Consider the following 16,053-nt stretch of genomic DNA (forward strand, 5'->3'; position numbering starts at 1 on the left):
GTGCCATTTTTAATACTGGTAGCACTTTTTTAGCTTCTTCCGTACTTATTCTGGTAATTTGTCATAAACAATGCCAAAAATTTCCCCCCTCTTAGTAAGGGGGGATTAAGGGGAGTTAGCACAGGATAAGTAGGGGCTTTACCCTACAATCACTTACTCAACTCCTTGAGGCAAAAGCTCTCGGTTTTCCTTACGACTGACTTGCACCTTACCCTCTTCATTGACATCAACATAGGCAATATCTCCTTCCTTAATGCGACTGGAGAGAATTTCTTCTGCCAGCACATCCTCCAACAACCGCATGATTGCTCGGCGTAATGGTCTGGCCCCGTAGCTGGGGTTGTAACCCTCTTCGATCAAACGGTCTTTGAATTTCTCGCTGACTTCTAGAGTAATGCCTTGTTCGTACAAACGACCAAACACTTCTTTTAACAGAATCTTGGCAATGTCCTTGACTTCTTCTTTGGTCAACTGACGGAAGACGATAATCTCATCTAAACGATTCAGGAACTCTGGGCGGAAGTACTGTTTAAGTTCTTCGTTCACTAGATTCCGAATTCGATTATATTGGGATTCCGCTTGATTATCGCTGAACTCGAAGCCCAGTTGTCCGCCACCCTTTTCAATAACCTTGGAACCGATATTCGAGGTCATGATCAGCAGGGTGTTTTTAAAGTCTACCGTCCGACCCTTGGAGTCAGTCAACCGCCCATCCTCTAGGATTTGCAGCAGCATATTGAACACATCTGGGTGTGCCTTTTCAATTTCATCGAACAGCACTACTGTGTAAGGACGACGTCGCACTGCCTCAGTTAGTTGACCACCTTCGTTGTAGCCCACATATCCAGGAGGCGAACCTACCAACTTACTAACGGTATGGCGCTCCATGTATTCGGACATATCTAGGCGCACCATGGCTTCTTCAGACCCGAAGAAGTAAGCTGCCAATGATTTAGCTAATTCTGTCTTACCGACCCCTGTAGGTCCAGAGAAGACAAAACTGGCAATCGGACGGTTGGGATTCTTTAAGCCTACCCTAGCTCGACGAATTGCTCGGGAAACGGCTTTAACCGCATCTTCCTGACCAATCAGGCGTTGATGCAGGGTATCTTCCATGTGCAGTAGTTTCTCTGACTCTGATTCAGTCAGTTTTTGTACCGGCACACCAGTCCAAGAAGCAACAATGTGAGCAATGTCCTCTTCATCTACAACTGGGCTGTCATCAGTACCCCGAGACTCGCTCTTCTTGCTTTGGGCAATTGAGCGAATTTCCGCCTTTATTTCCATTTCGCGATCACGTAGTTCCCCAGCTCGATCAAAGTCCTGGGAGCGTACCGCATCATCTTTTTCTTTTAGGACCTGACGCAGTTCTTTATCTAGCTCTTTTGCTGCTGGGGGCAACTGGGAGTTAATCAAACGCACTCGGCTTCCTGCTTCATCGATCAGGTCAATTGCCTTATCTGGCAGGTAACGGTCGGAAATATAACGGTCTGAGAGGTTTGCTGCTGCTTCGAGAGCCTCATCGGAAATTTTCAATTTGTGGTGTTGCTCGTAGCGCTCCCGCAAGCCGTATAGAATCTCAATAGTTTCTTCTACTGACGGTTCACCGACCATTACTGGTTGGAAACGACGTTCTAAGGCTGCATCCCGCTCAATGTGTTTGCGGTACTCATCCAAAGTTGTCGCTCCAATGCACTGCAATTCTCCCCTTGCTAAGGCTGGTTTGAGGATATTTGCCGCATCAATTGCGCCTTCAGCTGCACCTGCACCAATCAGGGTATGAACCTCGTCAATCACCAGGATTACGTTAGATGCCTGACGAATTTCATCCATAATTTTTTTCAGGCGTTCTTCAAACTCACCCCGGTATTTGGTTCCAGCGACCAGTAAGCCAATATCGAGGGTAACGACTCGCTTTTCTTCCAAAATGTCTGGAACATCATTGTTAGCGATTCGTTGGGCTAAGCCTTCTGCGATCGCCGTTTTTCCTACCCCTGGTTCTCCGATCAATACTGGGTTATTCTTGGTACGGCGTCCCAATATCTGGATTACCCGTTCTATTTCCTTTTCCCGTCCTACTACTGGATCTAGCTTGCCTTCACTAGCCATCTGGGTTAGGTTCGAGCCAAACTCATCGAGAGTAGGAGTCTTTGTACGACCTTGAGAGGCTCCTGCTGTGACTTCCGCCGTTTCACCCAACATTCGGATAACTTGGGTTCTGACTTTAGACAGGTCTACTCCTAGGTTTTCCAAAACCCTAGCCGCTACGCCTTCTCCCTCCCGTATTAGCCCTAGTAGCAGATGTTCTGTACCAATGTAGTTATGGCCTAGCTGGCGAGCTTCTTCTAGGGATAGCTCCAGAACCCGCTTTGCTCTGGGGGTAAAGGGGATTTCGACAGCAACGAAGCCGGAACCCCTGCCAATAATTTTCTCAACTTCAATCCGAGCGTCTTTGAGATTTACGCCCATAGATTTGAGGACCTTGGCAGCTACGCCAGTTCCTTCTCCGATCAGACCCAGGAGGATTTGCTCTGTGCCTACGAAATTATGACCTAGGCGACGTGCTTCTTCCTGAGCCAGCATGATCACCTTAATGGCTTTTTCTGTAAAGCGTTCAAACATGGCGTATTCCCATCACCTGTTGCATGCCCGTGTAAGCTGATTCTAGCACAGGTAAATCAGCCCACCGTTTATTTTTACACAACTCCCAGCAATTGAAACAGTTATTTACTTACTTCCGATGCCATTTCTAGTTATTAGCCATTAACCAATTTCCAGGTCAATAGCTGCCAAGCGCTGTTTAATTTCCTGGTAACAATCGGCCATTGTTTTCTCAAATTCAGGGCTTTTCAGACCCCCTCGCCATAGAATCAGAGCATCCTCCCCAGTGTCTTTGTAATAGTTTCTACGTCGTCCAGCTTCAGTGAAGCCGAACTTTTGGTAAAGAGCTAGTGCTGCTTGATTAGATGGTTTCACCTCTAAGGTTGCCCACTCTAAATTACGCTGTTTAGCATCCTGTAGCAATGAATAAAGCAGTAATTGACCCAAACCTTGACGTTGGTAGTCAGGATGCACTGCCAGAATAATAATATGGGCTTCCTCCAAAATTGACCAAAAACAACCTAAGCCTACCAGGCAATTGGGTAATGAGGTGATGGGAACACCTGTGCCTTCAAGCAAAGTTTCTTTTTTGTCCCCTTTTGGAGGAGCTTCCAAAGCCAACAACTGACTGTTGGGGCTATCCAACTCTCGCTCGTAACCCGACCGAGTCCAAAGTCCACCAAAACACAGCTGATCCAGTGCCACTGCAGCACTTAGGTGCTCTGCTTTGAGGGGTTTAAGTTTTAAGACAGTCACAGCCTTCAATTGTACACTGATTAACGAGACGCAAGTTCCAACTGTAAAGCAAAATCAGGAAAATAATTACATAATGCTATCGACTCAACCCACTCAGGTTCAGAATTCAGGGCTTCAGTATCTCAATTCATCTATCACTCCAGACCCAAACAATGGTGGGTCAAACCCCTCACCGAATCATAAACTGCTCCCTCTAACCGCCAAAGTTAACAGCCGTGACTGCTTGGAAATTGGTTGTTGCGATGTGACGACTCTAGTCGAGCAATTTGGCTCCCCCCTTTACATTGTGGACGAAGTAACCTTTAGAACTGCTTGTCATCAGTATCGGGAAGCCTTTGCTAACTACTACCCCGGAGAATCTCTAGTCCTCTACGCTTCTAAAGCCTGGAATTGTTTAGCAATTTGTGCGATCGCAAACTCTGAAAGCCTCGGAATCGATGTGGTTTCTGGTGGTGAACTCTACACTGCTCTACAAGCTGGTGTTAGTGCTGACAAACTCTATTTCCATGGCAATAATAAATCTACCAGTGAACTGGAGCTAGCTACCGAGAGTGGCTGCACCATCGTAGTGGATAACTGGCTGGAGTTAAAAGCCCTGGCTTCGTTACCACAAGAGAGTATCCGGATCATGATTCGATTGACCCCAGGGATCGAGTGTCACACCCACGATTACATTCGCACGGGTCACCTAGACAGTAAGTTTGGCTTTGATCCCGATACCTGGGATGAAGTTTTTACCTTTATCAGCCAACACCCAACCCTCAACTTTGTTGGTTTACACGCCCACATTGGCTCTCAGATTTTTGAGAGCCAACCCCATCAAGATCTGGCGAAAGTGCTAGTCGAGTGTATTGTTAAAGCGGCTGACTACGATTTGCGAGTAGAACAGATCAATGTAGGAGGAGGCTTAGGGATTTGTTATCTAGAATCCGATGACCCTCCTACTATTGATGATTGGGTCAAGGGAGTCTGTGACTCCGTTGTTGCTGCTTGCACTTCTCGGCAACTCGTCCTACCGAAACTGCTATCGGAACCCGGGCGTTCCATTGTTGGTCCAGCCTGTGTCACCGCCTACACTCTGGGGAGTTCTAAAGTCATCCCCGAAATCCGGACTTACTTGACAGTTGATGGAGGTATGTCAGATAATCCGCGTCCGATTACCTACCAATCCGTTTATCGCTCTGTGATTGCCAACCGGATGTCAGCTCCCCTAACCGAAAAAATCACAATTGCTGGTAAACATTGTGAATCAGGGGACATTTTGATTAAAGATGCTACCTTACCTCAAACTCAGCCAGGAGATATTTTGGTGGTAATGGCTACTGGTGCCTACAATTACAGCATGGCATCTAATTACAATCGGTTACCCAGACCAGCAGCAGTTTTAGTCAAGGACGGAGAAGCCCAGGTGATTGTGCAGCGGGAAACTTACCAAGATTTAATTCGCCTAGATCGTTTGCCCGAACGACTCAGACCCAGAGCAGAAATTAGCTAAAAGCTAAAAGCTAAAAGCTAAAAGCTATTGGTTGTTGGTGGTTGACTTTTGGCTAACCGCCAATCATTAACCATTAACTTTTTAAGAGCTAATCACTTAGCTGACGCTAAAATCAAGCCAGTTCGACTCCATCTCCATCCTTAATTCTTTCCTGAACGTTCAATGCCTCCGTTGCCGGGTCCTGTTACTGACCATAGCTGGGCTCAGTCATTGTTGCTTCACAGCATCGATGTTGGGTTGGTTCTAGCCCTTACTTATCTTGTGCTCCTCATCATTGGGGAGCGCCGCACCTTATGGATGGTGCGAGGGCTAATTGTCCTGATGTTAGCCGCAGCAGTAAGTAATAGGTTAGGGTTGACGCTATTGAGTTTTGTGCTAGAAAAGTTGGTGGTTGGCTCAGCTGTGGCAATGGCTGTCATCTTCCAGTCAGAGTTTCGTCGATTTCTTGAACAGTTAGGTCGAGGAGAGATTGTGCAGTTGTTTCAAGGACAACGACGTCCCACTCCTAAGCCTGACAGTGTAATCAATGAAATCGTAGACGCGGTCAAAGAGTTGTCTCAAAATCGAGTTGGCGCTTTGATAACTTTAGAAACTAATGGTCCAATTGATGAGCGGGATGTTTCTGTACCGGGTGTTCAGCTAAATGCTGAAATTTCTAAAGAACTACTGCAAACCATTTTCCAAACAACTACGTTGTTACACGATGGAGCGGTATTAATTCGTGGCTCTCGGGTTGTAGCTGCGGGGGTAATTTTGCCTCTTTCTGAGCGCACAGCCTCTCGGAAGCTGGGGACCCGCCATCGGGCTGCGATGGGAATTACAGAACGTGTCGAAAATTGCCTTTGTATTGTTGTATCTGAAGAGACGGGTTCAATTTCTTTGGCGGAAAAAGGAGGATTGTACCGACCACTAACTAGCACGAGACTCAAACAATTGCTAGAGGAACGATTTTCCCCAGTCGTGGATCGTGAGGTAGTTGCTCCAGGTCTACGCAACCTAGGTCGCCAATTCAAGTCCCAGGGACGGGTGCTAGTTTCACGTTTCCTCCGTCTTCCATCATCAACGTCTCAAGAGAAAAAATAACTGCTATGCAAACTATCCTAAACAAATTACCAAGCGACCTTTCACCAGACCGTTTGCCTAGGCATGTGGCAGTGATTATGGATGGTAATGGTCGTTGGGCAAAACGCCGGGGACTACCTCGAGTTATAGGACATCGGCAAGGGGTGGAGGCTCTCAAAAAACTACTTCGTTGTTGTGATGATTGGGGAATCAAAGCCCTTACCGCCTATGCATTTTCTACAGAAAACTGGGGACGCCCCTTAGAAGAGGTGGAGTTTCTGATGACCTTGTTTGAGCGGGTTTTGGCTAGAGAACTTCAAGAAATGATGGAGGAGAATGTTCGGATTCAGTTTGTGGGAAATTTGACCGCCTTACCGCAATCGTTGCAAGCACAAATTGAGCATTCTATGAATGAAACTCTCAATAATACTGGCATTCAGTTTACTGTGGCTACTAACTACGGGGCCCGCCAGGAAATTATACAAGCCTGTCGAGCCATTGCTACTCAGGTCCAACTTGGTCACATCCAACCAGATGACATTGACGAAGCCCTATTTTCACGCCATCTCTACACTGCCAATATCTGTGACCCAGACTTGCTAATTCGCACTAGTGGGGAAATGCGCTTGAGCAATTTCCTACTTTGGCAAATGGCTTATGGGGAACTTTACATCACAGATACCCTATGGCCGGATTTTGACCGTGGACAGTTTCACCGTGCTTTGTCTACTTATCAGCAGCGTGAACGTCGGTTTGGAAAAGTCTAAGATAAGAATGGTGAAAGGTTTTTTAGTTGTTCGCTTTTGGCGTTCCTTGTAGGGTAGGTTTTTTAGTTGTTCGCCTAGGGAACAACCTTATAACTTTCAACCTTCTAACCTTGGCCAAAAGGCCACGCTACAAGGGACAACCTTATAACGTTCAACGACCGCAGACCCTTCACCTACTAAGGACCACAGAAAACTGCATCTTCTATATCTTTGCGGCTGAGGGAATACTTGAAAGATCGTTGAATATCTTGTCCATCTTCCCCAGACTTGACGTAGCGCACGATTAACTCCTCTACCTCAAGGCAAAGTTCTGCTTTCCAGGTAGGTCGATCAACACGCCAGCAATGTAGATCATTACTGTCTTGTTCACATCCTAGTATTTTCAGCCACCTCTCTATTTCAGGTAGAGGGTGGTTATACAAGGGGGTATCACCTGGCGGAAGTGTCATATCGAGTCCGATTAACTATTTATAATTCTTGGTGGTACATCAGTAGAAAATTGAACATTGTCAATGGTCACGTGACAATTTTCAATTAACAATTAAGACAATTAACAATTAAGACAATTAACATTTATGGGATAAACCCTATTATAAGGGATTAACATTATAAGGGATTAAACAGACTTAATATTATAAGTTATTCTTGATCAGTTATTCTGAGAGATGGGTTATCTGGGTATTTTGGGCTGATTGGTTATTAACCGGTATTTGACTATCCAAATTATCAGGTTTCGCCTGTTGAATAAAATTAATCTCGGGTAAGGTAAGCAAATCATTGCCACTGGGTTTAGAAATTAGCAGAGCAGATTCACCTTGGGTTAATCCAATCGCTATGGCTAGTAGTAAGCAGCCTAAAAAGGTTAGTCCTAAAATGAATAAGACAAAAATCTCCCCAGCTGAAAGGGGGCGGTCAGTGGGATCAAGGTAAGCTGAGGACGAGGAGCTTGGTGGCTTTTGATTAACTGGATTGTTTAAACTAGGGGGTGGCTGAATCACATTGAGGCGGGAATAACCAATTTTTTGGTCATAGATTGCTCGTCGCTCTGGATTACTCAGGGTAGCATAGGCTTGGTTCAGCTTTTGGAATTTAATCGTGGCAGTTTCAGTGGGTAAGTCGGTTGTATCAGGATGATAGCGCTTACTGAGTTGCCGATAGGCACGTCGGATAGCTATGGGTGATGCACTAGGGTGCAATCCCAGTATTTCGTAATAACTCGTGGAGTTTGGGCTTTCGCGATTCCTAATGTTTTGTCTGACCCGATCTTGTGCCACTGCAGTTTTATCCTAACTGGTTAGACAACGCTTTCGATTATTGTGACATTTGGAAGGATCCTGATCTTCTAATCATCCCACAAAATCCGACAATTTCGGTAAACTAAGCTTAACTTCACCTATTCTAGGCAACATGGGAACGGTTATCCTGACTCGTGCTTAGACGACTCCTTTTCAACTAAGGTTTAGCTAATTGCAATATCAAGAACTAAATTAGGTTAAATGTGACACGCCACGCCACGAATTGCTGACAACAACAGCCACCCCAAGGTATTAACCCGAAAATCAAACAGAGTTACATCCAGCAGATTGAATAGAGTACAGCTGCCAAAAGCCACCAGATAACTGAACAGAATTAAGTTGTCTTGATGCCCATCTTGTCTAGTGGTAGTGGTCGCAACGGTTGACCAAACCCTTAATAGTTGGATACCTTGTACTATAATCCAGCCAACTAAGCCACTCAACATCAGTGTGCCTGGGATGCCAGTTTCAGCAGTCAACATTAGAGGTAGATTATGGGGATGACCAAGCCAGACTTCCATTTGTGACTGGTAAAGAGGAGTGAAATTGCGTAACCCCCAACCAAACCAGGGACGCTCCTGAATCATTGACCAAGTAAATTTCCACTGGGTTGTCCTCAAGGTAGCGATGGGTCGGTTGGGATACAACTGGTCAGACAATCGCATCCAAAAGTATGCTGGGACAATACTACGCAGCCATTGACGCCCTAGGATTGGACCAAATGATGCCCACAGAATACTACCAACAGCAGCAGTAACTGCTGTCACCAGCCAGTACCAACCTAAGTAAAGGGCAAAGGCAAGGCAAGCCAAAACAGCGATTATCCAAGCATTGCGGGAGTTGGTCAAAACTAATGCGATCGCATTACCGATCACCACCACACTCAAGAACAACAGCGGATAATCGAATCGATGCCAGCTCCAACCCCTAGCTTGAAACCTCTCAATCCACAGCCCTATTCCTAAAATTAATGGTATTTGTAGATAAGCGGCTAGGATATTGGCATACGAAAACACTGAATCCATCCGATCTGGAGGATTACCGTTAGCTACCAAGGTTGAACCAAAGACTAGTGATAATACTTTTGGGCTAGTCCAACCCAAAACCATCTGAGCAAAACCCAGTATAGTTACTGCTAGGGAAGGAATAACTAGAATCCAGGCTAATTGCCTCAGCTGTGCTGGGGTTTTGATGAGGGTAGAGAAAGCAGCGAAAACGGCGAAGAAGGGGATAAAATTCCCTAAACCTAGGAACGCTTCTGTGGGGTTAAAGGCTAAGCTAGCAGTAATGAGCAACCAGATACTCAAAATAGCCAAGCCCCAGTTTAGGGGTTTTGAGATCATACTGGCGTAATTTTGCCGCCAAGTATCTCCCACAGCTAGAACTAACCCCACTGCCCCTAAAGCTGGAAACAGGGGAAAGATAAGAGTTCCCAGCTTAGCGCAGTTCCAACCTATTTGTAGGTGATTGTCTGAATGTCTATTCTTTCCCAATCTAGCCACTAAGCATTACTATGAATAAATCTAAACTGGTTCCCAGCACTCAGCACGAGTCAGGCGGATTTGTGCTAAGGTTAAGATTGTTGGAATAATCCGACCGTAGTTGGTTGCGATCGCTCTCCAGCCTAAGTCAACAAAGAAATAGCTCCACATGATCGGACCTAGGCAGGCAAAAACACTCCTAGTAACTCCATAACGAGCAGCACTTAGTGCCATTCCCTGTCGTGCTGTTTGTAGTGTAAAGTAGTTCTGAAACTGAGCTGCTGCTGCCAAACCTCCCTTCACTAGGGCTTGTTTAGCAACCTGATAGCGAGCGAAATGTAGGGCAAACTGGCGTGCAACCTGTTGTAGTATTATTGGCTTTAGAATCGAGGTCAATGCTAGGGCGCTACCACCTTTGAGTAAAAACTCGATAGGGTTGTGCTGGATTTGTACAGGTAAGGGTTCAGGGAGTTTTGACTTAGCTAAGCATTTCTGTACCTGTACTGTTAGGGATTGCTGCTCTTGGGTTGGTAAGCGTTTCCAGGTTTTCTCCATGAGGTGAAGAAATATTTCTGCTTCCAAGTCAGTTGTAGTCAGACGTTGAGAGTAAGGAATTTTGAGGTAACGACAAACTTGAATCAGGGCTTGTCGGTAGGTTACTTCCCTCGTCCGTCCCTTGAGTACTGTTACTCCATCTGCTGCCAAGAAGCGAAATCGCTCTTCCAGGGAATCCAACCAAGCTTCACGGTTTTGGCTTTGGATATCGATTGGCTCAGGGAGCTGAAGGTAATCTAACGGATTAAACCTACGACAGAATAGAATGTCTGTCACTTGTTGTAATTCTTCAACGGTTGCTAACTCTAACGCAGTTCTCAGCTCATCCAACGTTCTTCCCTCCACAACCCCGTTTTTTGTGCTGTCCTCTATTCTACTCCTATCAGTTTTCTAGTAGGAGTTTGAATCTACTTTGATGTAGTAAGCTGTTAGGCATTTGGCAGCTATGCTGAAGCGACGGGTTGGCCTTTATGGGGGGATTTGTCCCACTCGCGCTTTGCATCAAGACACGGACAAGAGTTTCAGCTTTTTTTTTGATTTAATAAAGCAATGCAGTCGGCTCCACTAGGACAAGGAGGGAATAAGGGAATTCCCGCCATGGGATTCTTGGGTATTGGCAGGTTTTAGAGGTGCAACTATTAGCCTTATAGCTCTCTAAACCTTGTCAAACATTATCCACTGTTTTATAATGAAATAAGTTAGTAACTTGTTTAACTTCGGAACACTACCGCCCAACGAAGAACTAAAAGCTTTGGCAGCTGGTCGTAAGTTAAGCGACGTAAAATAATGGACTGAGTGAAGTTACAGTGCGGTTTGAGAGTAGGCAGCAGAGCCTCCATTAAGAAAATTAGCGCAATGCTTTTGGCATTGCTTTGTCGGCAACAACCATTAGTTAAAACTAATGCTATACCATCGTCCTATCTGCTTGTGAGTAGGTTTGTACAGGTTAAATGTTGCACAAGCAATCGGATATGCTTAGTTTTGGTGTATTAGTATTTTATTGAAACAACACAAGTGTCAATCTCTTCATCTACTTCCCCAGAAGTTAGCACACTCCAGAAAACTTTAGTTACTATCGTTATCGCCATCTCCCCTTTGGGAGTAATTGCTGCGATAGTAGTTATGTTCCTTGAGAAACTGAACGTCCAGCCTCTCGATATTGGTCTTTTTCTCGGGATGTACATCCTGAATTTTATCGGGATTACCGTCGGGTATCACAGGCTTTTTAGCCATCGTGCCTTTCAGACTGGACCATTTATAAGGGCATTCTTAGCCATTGCTGGATGTATGGCAGCTCAAGGACCAGTAACTAGCTGGGTTCACCATCATCGCTGCCATCATATTTACTCTGACCAAGACGGAGACACTCACTCACCCCATCTTCACCAGGGAGGATTTTGGGGATTTATCCAAGGGTTTTGGCATTCCCATATTGCTTGGATTGTGAATGTGGATTGGCAGCCTCCCTATAAGTATGCTCCTGACCTAATCAAGGACAAGCTGATCCGAAGAATAGACAACCTCTACGTCTTTTGGGTATTGCTTTCCCTGTTAATTCCTGGTTTCCTGGGTGGAGTCTTGACTGGTTCTGTATCAGGAGTCTTAGGTGGTTTAATCTGGGGCGGAGCATTTCGGATTTTTCTGGTCCGTCAAATCACCTTTTGTGTCAACTCAGTTTGCCACCTGTGGGGAAAAGAGCTGTTTACTACCTCTGATATGAGCAAGAACAATCCTATCGTCGCCATCTTGACCCTTGGTGAAGGGTGGCACAATAATCACCATGCTTTTCCCAACTCAGCAAGATTTGGACATTATTGGTGGCAACTTGACCTGGGTTGGTTCTTCATCCTGCTGCTTCAGCGCTTAGGACTAGCCTGGAATGTCAAATTACCATCAAAAGACGAACTGCAACCTAGAAGCATCTAATCCCAGGATTAAGAATTTCAGGTGAACTACCCCTCGCTGCGCACGCCCGCGAGGGGCTTTCTAATTCACGGGGGACTGTCTTGTAGACACTTGATAGATAATCTCTCTAGATGTTCCCTCCCCCTGTTAAACTAGAAAAGGCTATGTTGCTCAAAGCTAAGGTTGTAAAGCCTTGGAATTCAAGACCAAGCTGCGCTATGGTCGTGGCTAGGATGTCAAATCCAGGAGAAAAACATTAGTGCTAACACTTGGCGTAAATATTGACCATATTGCGACAATTCGTCAGGCACGGCGCACTGTAGAACCTGACCCAGTGGCAGCAGCGGTTTTGGCAGAGCTTGCTGGTGCGGATGGCATCACCGCACATCTAAGAGAGGACCGACGTCACATTCAACAGAGGGACATTGCTCTGTTGAGACAAACGGTGCGAACTCATCTGAATTTGGAAATGGCACCTACCGATGAAATGGTAGCGATCGCTCTAGAGGTTAAACCCGATTACGTTACCCTCGTACCAGAAAAACGAGAAGAAGTGACTACCGAGGGAGGGCTAGATGTAGCAGGGCAAATGCCTCGCCTTAGTGAGGTTGTAGCCCAGTTACAGAGCGCTGGTATTCCCGTTAGCTTATTTATAGACGCTGATCCTGCCCAAATCGATGCTTCTGCTCAAACAAAAGCTAAATTTATTGAGCTTCATACGGGGAGTTATGCAGAAGCTACTGATGAAGTCAGTCAGGCTAAAGAATTAAAAGTTTTGGCCTCCGGATGCCAACAAGCGATTGCTGCTGGCTTACGAGTCAATGCTGGTCATGGTCTTACCTACTGGAATGTTTACCCGGTTGCTTGTATCGAAGGTATGGAAGAACTCAATATTGGTCATAGCATCATTGCTCGGGCATCTCTGGTGGGTATAGAACGGGCGGTTAGAGAAATGAAACAAGCGATGCAAGGTAAATTTTGAGCTTTCCTCAGTAACTGAAACTATGCAAACTTACTACTACGTTTTAGCCAGTCAAAAGTTCCTTGAAGAAGAACCATTGGAGGAAGTACTTCGGGAACGTACCAGGCACTACCATGAACAGGAAAAAGAAATAGACTTTTGGTTAGTCAACCAGCCAGCATTCTTGGAAAGTTCCCAAATGTCCCAGGTCAAGCAGGAGTGTCCGCAACCAGCAACGGCGATAATTTCTACTAATCCTAAGTTCATCACCTGGTTAAAGCTGCGCCTAGAATTTGTCAAAACTGGTGAATTTCAGGCACCATCAGATAGTATACCTGACCCTCTAGCGTCTCTGGCATCAGTTTGATGGTTAGTTTTTTGCTTCCAAGACAGTGGCTATAGGTCTACTTTCTAATCATCTATGACCAGGGAAACAATACAGTTTATTTTACAAATTTTCTCGATAGCACTGGCTGCTTTAGTTGGTGGTGTCTTTGATTCGGTTTATGCTCAACCAATAACTCCTCAATGCCAACCACCACAAAACGGCGAGTACATTTTGTTAGTGCTTAGCCGAATTAGGAAAAATCACGAACAAATTCAAAGAATTTTACCCAATAGCGCAAAAACTGATTTTTGTCAATATTTGGAAGACACAGTAACTCGGGTTGGCGGTTTCAGAGGCATTAACGATGCTAAAGATTGGGCACGCTATCTGGATCAGGTAGTGGGATACTCAGCTTTTGTAGTTCAATCTCCACCGTCAAGCCAACCTAGTACTACTATACAGCCTACTAATAGAGGTTATACTCCTCAGGGATTGGGTGATGGTTATGCAGTTCTGGTGGACTACTTCAATCAACCAGAAATGGCATCCCGACTAGAGCAACTACTGGGCGTCAATGTTGGCTTGGTTTCTTATGCTCAGCGACCTTACTTACTGACAGTACACACAACTAGTGAAACCCAAGCTAACTCAATCTTAAGGCGACTGAGCGCAGGGGGGTTTTGGGCAATGGTTGTTGATAGTCGCCGAGTTACCCTACTAAAACGTAAGGTGGTTCGCTTTTAACTAGTTCCGTTTGAACTAGGTAATGGCAAATTACTAATTAAAATTACCAAGAAGCGATGGTGAAAGCCCCTGTCTTTTTTGAAGCAGGGGATGAAACCGAGCGAGCCGTCACAGCAGACACATTTATGTGTCCTGTTTATAGTATAATCAGCAATTAGCGAGGAGGTGATGCCAGTGTACGGCTGTCAGCAAGTTTTATTGAGTCCAGATCTTGAGTTATTGGCGATTCTCAACTTTTTATGCACACAATCCCAGAGATTGACAAACATGGGAATCTACTTTGCCCGTCAACTCTACTTTAAAGCCAATCGCTACATCAGCAAGTTTGAGCTAGAAAAAGAATACAAGCCCAATCGTCACTATCAGGCACTTCACTCCCAAGCAGCACAACAAATACTTCGTTCGGTCTACGAGTCCTTTAAATCCTACAAAAGGCTGCAGGACGCATACCGAGAAGGAAAGATTGAGAATAGACCAAGACTACCCAAATATAGAAAAAAAGGAGGTTTGGCATTAGTTAGTTATCCAAAGCAAGCCTTAAGATTAATAGATGGAACCATAAGAATACCATTGGGCAGACAGGTAAAATCCTGGTTTGGCATTGATAGTTTTAGGTTGCCGATGGCGAGCAACCTGGAATTTGATGACATCAAAGAATTAAGAATACTGCCAAGAAATAAGTGTTTTTATGTAGAGTTTGTTTATCAAAAAGAAATAGAAACGCCCAGTGGTGAACCCGAGAATGTACTTGGGATTGACCCGGGATTGGATAACTGGCTAACCTGTGTTTCTAATGTAGGAACTAGCTTTATTATTGATGGCAAGCACATCAAATCGATGAATCGTTGGTATAACAAACAGATCTCAACAATCAAAGAAGGCAAGCCACAAGGGTTTTGGTCTAATAAATTAGCTACGATCACCGAAAAACGTAACCGTCAGATGCGCGATGGAATTAACAAAGCCGCCAGACTAGTTATAAAACATTGCTTAGAAAATAAAATCGGTCGGGTCGTTTTTGGTTGGAATAAAGGAAACAAAAACTCGATCGAGTTAGGAAAAAAAACTAACTCGGAATTTGTGCCAATACCTACAGCTAGACTGAAAGAGAGAATAGCCGGGCTTTGTGAACAGTATGGAATCGAGTTCATAGAAACAGAGGAAAGCTATACCAGTAAAGCATCGTTCTTAGATGGTGACTATCTGCCTAATTATGGTGAAAAACCCAATGATTGGAAACCGTCAGGGAGAAGAACGAAGCGCGGTTTATACCGAACCGCAATGAATTGGTATGTCAATGCGGATTGTAACGGTTCTGCCAATATAATACGCAAAGTAAGCAGAACGCTAGGTATTAGCCTAGACCGACTGGGTAGGGGCGTTTTGACTCGTCCCCACAGGGTATTCCTGTGGTCAGCTAATAAGAAAACAGTGTGGAGTGATGCGGATTCATCCCATCACGAAACATCCTTATTAGAATCCCCCGTCTTTTAAGCGGGGGAGTAGTCAACAATTAACACGATCAATAAGCCGTTGCTGCTATGCAAGAAATAGCGATACCTAACACCAAACCAACAAGCACCTGAAAGGGTGTATGACCTAATAATTCCTTAAGGCGGTCTTCTTTCAACTCTTTGTCTTCGCTAAACAACTCATCGATAATTTGGTTGAGAATTCGAGCTTGCTTACCGGCAGCTTGCCGGACACCAGCAGCATCATACATGACTATGATCGCAAACACTAAAGCGATCGCAAACTCTGGAGAAGCCCATCCTACTGTTTGTCCTACACCAAATGCCAAGGCAGTGACGAAGGCTGAGTGAGAACTAGGCATTCCACCAGCAGTCATCAGTACCCGAAGATTAGGTTTGCGATTTTTGGTTAGATCAACCAAAAACTTAAATAGTTGAGCCACCAGACAAGCAATGAGCGCAACCAGCAACACCTGGTTGTTTAGGATGTCGCTAAAGTCCTGCATAATTATTTACTTTAAATTGGTCATTGGTCATCGATAACTCAGCATTGGGGAAACGATGAAGTATGAAGGATCAAGTATGAATTATGAAGTATGTTCCCTGGATAGCGTCCCTTCTATGGTATAAT

Annotated in this window: 15 protein-coding genes; 8 read left to right on the forward strand and 7 right to left on the reverse strand. The window is 45.0% G+C overall.

What is annotated here, in order from left to right:
- Window positions 1-153 precede the first annotated feature (153 nt).
- Complete coding sequence (locus F6K57_RS06705) at window positions 154-2,622, reverse strand: ATP-dependent Clp protease ATP-binding subunit (protein ID WP_075903969.1); 2,469 nt, start codon at window positions 2,620-2,622, stop codon at window positions 154-156.
- A 141-nt stretch (window positions 2,623-2,763) separates the two neighbouring features.
- A complete protein-coding gene (gene rimI, locus F6K57_RS06710) occupies window positions 2,764-3,357 on the reverse strand; it encodes a ribosomal protein S18-alanine N-acetyltransferase (RefSeq protein ID WP_293035787.1) in 594 nt (197 codons plus the stop codon).
- A 73-nt stretch (window positions 3,358-3,430) separates the two neighbouring features.
- On the opposite strand from rimI, the gene lysA reads away from it, so the two are divergent.
- The 3 genes from lysA (at window position 3,431) to F6K57_RS06725 (ending at window position 6,681) form a co-directional block, all read left to right on the forward strand.
- A complete protein-coding gene (lysA, locus tag F6K57_RS06715) occupies window positions 3,431-4,852 on the forward strand; it encodes a diaminopimelate decarboxylase (RefSeq protein ID WP_293065971.1) in 1,422 nt (473 codons plus the stop codon).
- A 162-nt stretch (window positions 4,853-5,014) separates the two neighbouring features.
- On the forward strand, window positions 5,015-5,935 hold the full coding sequence (gene cdaA, locus F6K57_RS06720) for a diadenylate cyclase CdaA (RefSeq protein ID WP_293017924.1): 921 nt from the start codon (window positions 5,015-5,017) through the stop codon (window positions 5,933-5,935).
- Between the two features lie 5 nt (window positions 5,936-5,940).
- Window positions 5,941-6,681 (forward strand): isoprenyl transferase, encoded by a 741-nt coding sequence (locus tag F6K57_RS06725; RefSeq protein ID WP_293017925.1) that lies wholly within the window; start codon window positions 5,941-5,943, stop codon window positions 6,679-6,681.
- Window positions 6,682-6,857: 176 nt separating this feature from the next.
- On the opposite strand, the gene F6K57_RS06730 is transcribed toward F6K57_RS06725, so the two are convergent.
- The 4 genes from F6K57_RS06730 to F6K57_RS06745 form a co-directional block, all read right to left on the reverse strand.
- The gene (locus tag F6K57_RS06730) at window positions 6,858-7,130 is read right to left on the reverse strand and encodes a DUF3143 domain-containing protein (protein ID WP_070395455.1); all 273 of its coding nucleotides are present in this window, start codon (window positions 7,128-7,130) and stop codon (window positions 6,858-6,860) included.
- Window positions 7,131-7,334: 204 nt separating this feature from the next.
- Window positions 7,335-7,955: a DnaJ domain-containing protein gene (locus F6K57_RS06735; protein ID WP_293065976.1), complete on the reverse strand. Its 621-nt coding sequence runs from the start codon at window positions 7,953-7,955 to the stop codon at window positions 7,335-7,337.
- Window positions 7,956-8,173: 218 nt separating this feature from the next.
- A complete protein-coding gene (locus tag F6K57_RS06740) occupies window positions 8,174-9,478 on the reverse strand; it encodes an O-antigen ligase family protein (protein WP_293065979.1) in 1,305 nt (434 codons plus the stop codon).
- Between the two features lie 21 nt (window positions 9,479-9,499).
- Window positions 9,500-10,342 carry a YaaW family protein gene (locus F6K57_RS06745; protein WP_293017931.1) on the reverse strand — a complete coding sequence of 281 codons (843 nt, stop codon included), beginning with the start codon at window positions 10,340-10,342 and terminating at the stop codon, window positions 9,500-9,502.
- 684 nt (window positions 10,343-11,026) lie between these two features.
- Here F6K57_RS06745 and F6K57_RS06750 point away from each other — a divergent pair.
- The 5 genes from F6K57_RS06750 (at window position 11,027) to F6K57_RS06770 (ending at window position 15,444) form a co-directional block, all read left to right on the forward strand.
- Window positions 11,027-11,938, forward strand: coding sequence for an acyl-CoA desaturase (locus F6K57_RS06750; RefSeq protein ID WP_293017933.1), 912 nt, complete (start codon window positions 11,027-11,029; stop codon window positions 11,936-11,938).
- Between the two features lie 238 nt (window positions 11,939-12,176).
- Window positions 12,177-12,899, forward strand: a complete 723-nt coding sequence (locus F6K57_RS06755) for a pyridoxine 5'-phosphate synthase (RefSeq protein ID WP_293043811.1) — start codon at window positions 12,177-12,179, stop codon at window positions 12,897-12,899.
- A gap of 22 nt (window positions 12,900-12,921) precedes the next feature.
- On the forward strand, window positions 12,922-13,245 hold the full coding sequence (locus F6K57_RS06760) for an MgPME-cyclase complex family protein (RefSeq protein ID WP_075903987.1): 324 nt from the start codon (window positions 12,922-12,924) through the stop codon (window positions 13,243-13,245).
- A 54-nt stretch (window positions 13,246-13,299) separates the two neighbouring features.
- Entirely contained in the window at window positions 13,300-13,950 is a 651-nt protein-coding gene (locus F6K57_RS06765) for a hypothetical protein (RefSeq protein WP_293017937.1), read from the forward strand.
- Between the two features lie 168 nt (window positions 13,951-14,118).
- Window positions 14,119-15,444, forward strand: coding sequence for a transposase (locus F6K57_RS06770; RefSeq protein ID WP_293066065.1), 1,326 nt, complete (start codon window positions 14,119-14,121; stop codon window positions 15,442-15,444).
- Between the two features lie 28 nt (window positions 15,445-15,472).
- Here F6K57_RS06770 and F6K57_RS06775 read toward each other — a convergent pair whose 3' ends face one another.
- Complete coding sequence (locus F6K57_RS06775; protein ID WP_293017938.1) at window positions 15,473-15,928, reverse strand: divergent PAP2 family protein; 456 nt, start codon at window positions 15,926-15,928, stop codon at window positions 15,473-15,475.
- Window positions 15,929-16,053: the final 125 nt, after the last annotated feature.

Source organism: Moorena sp. SIO4A5, assembly GCF_010672005.1.
Lineage (GTDB): Bacteria > Cyanobacteriota > Cyanobacteriia > Cyanobacteriales > Coleofasciculaceae > Moorena.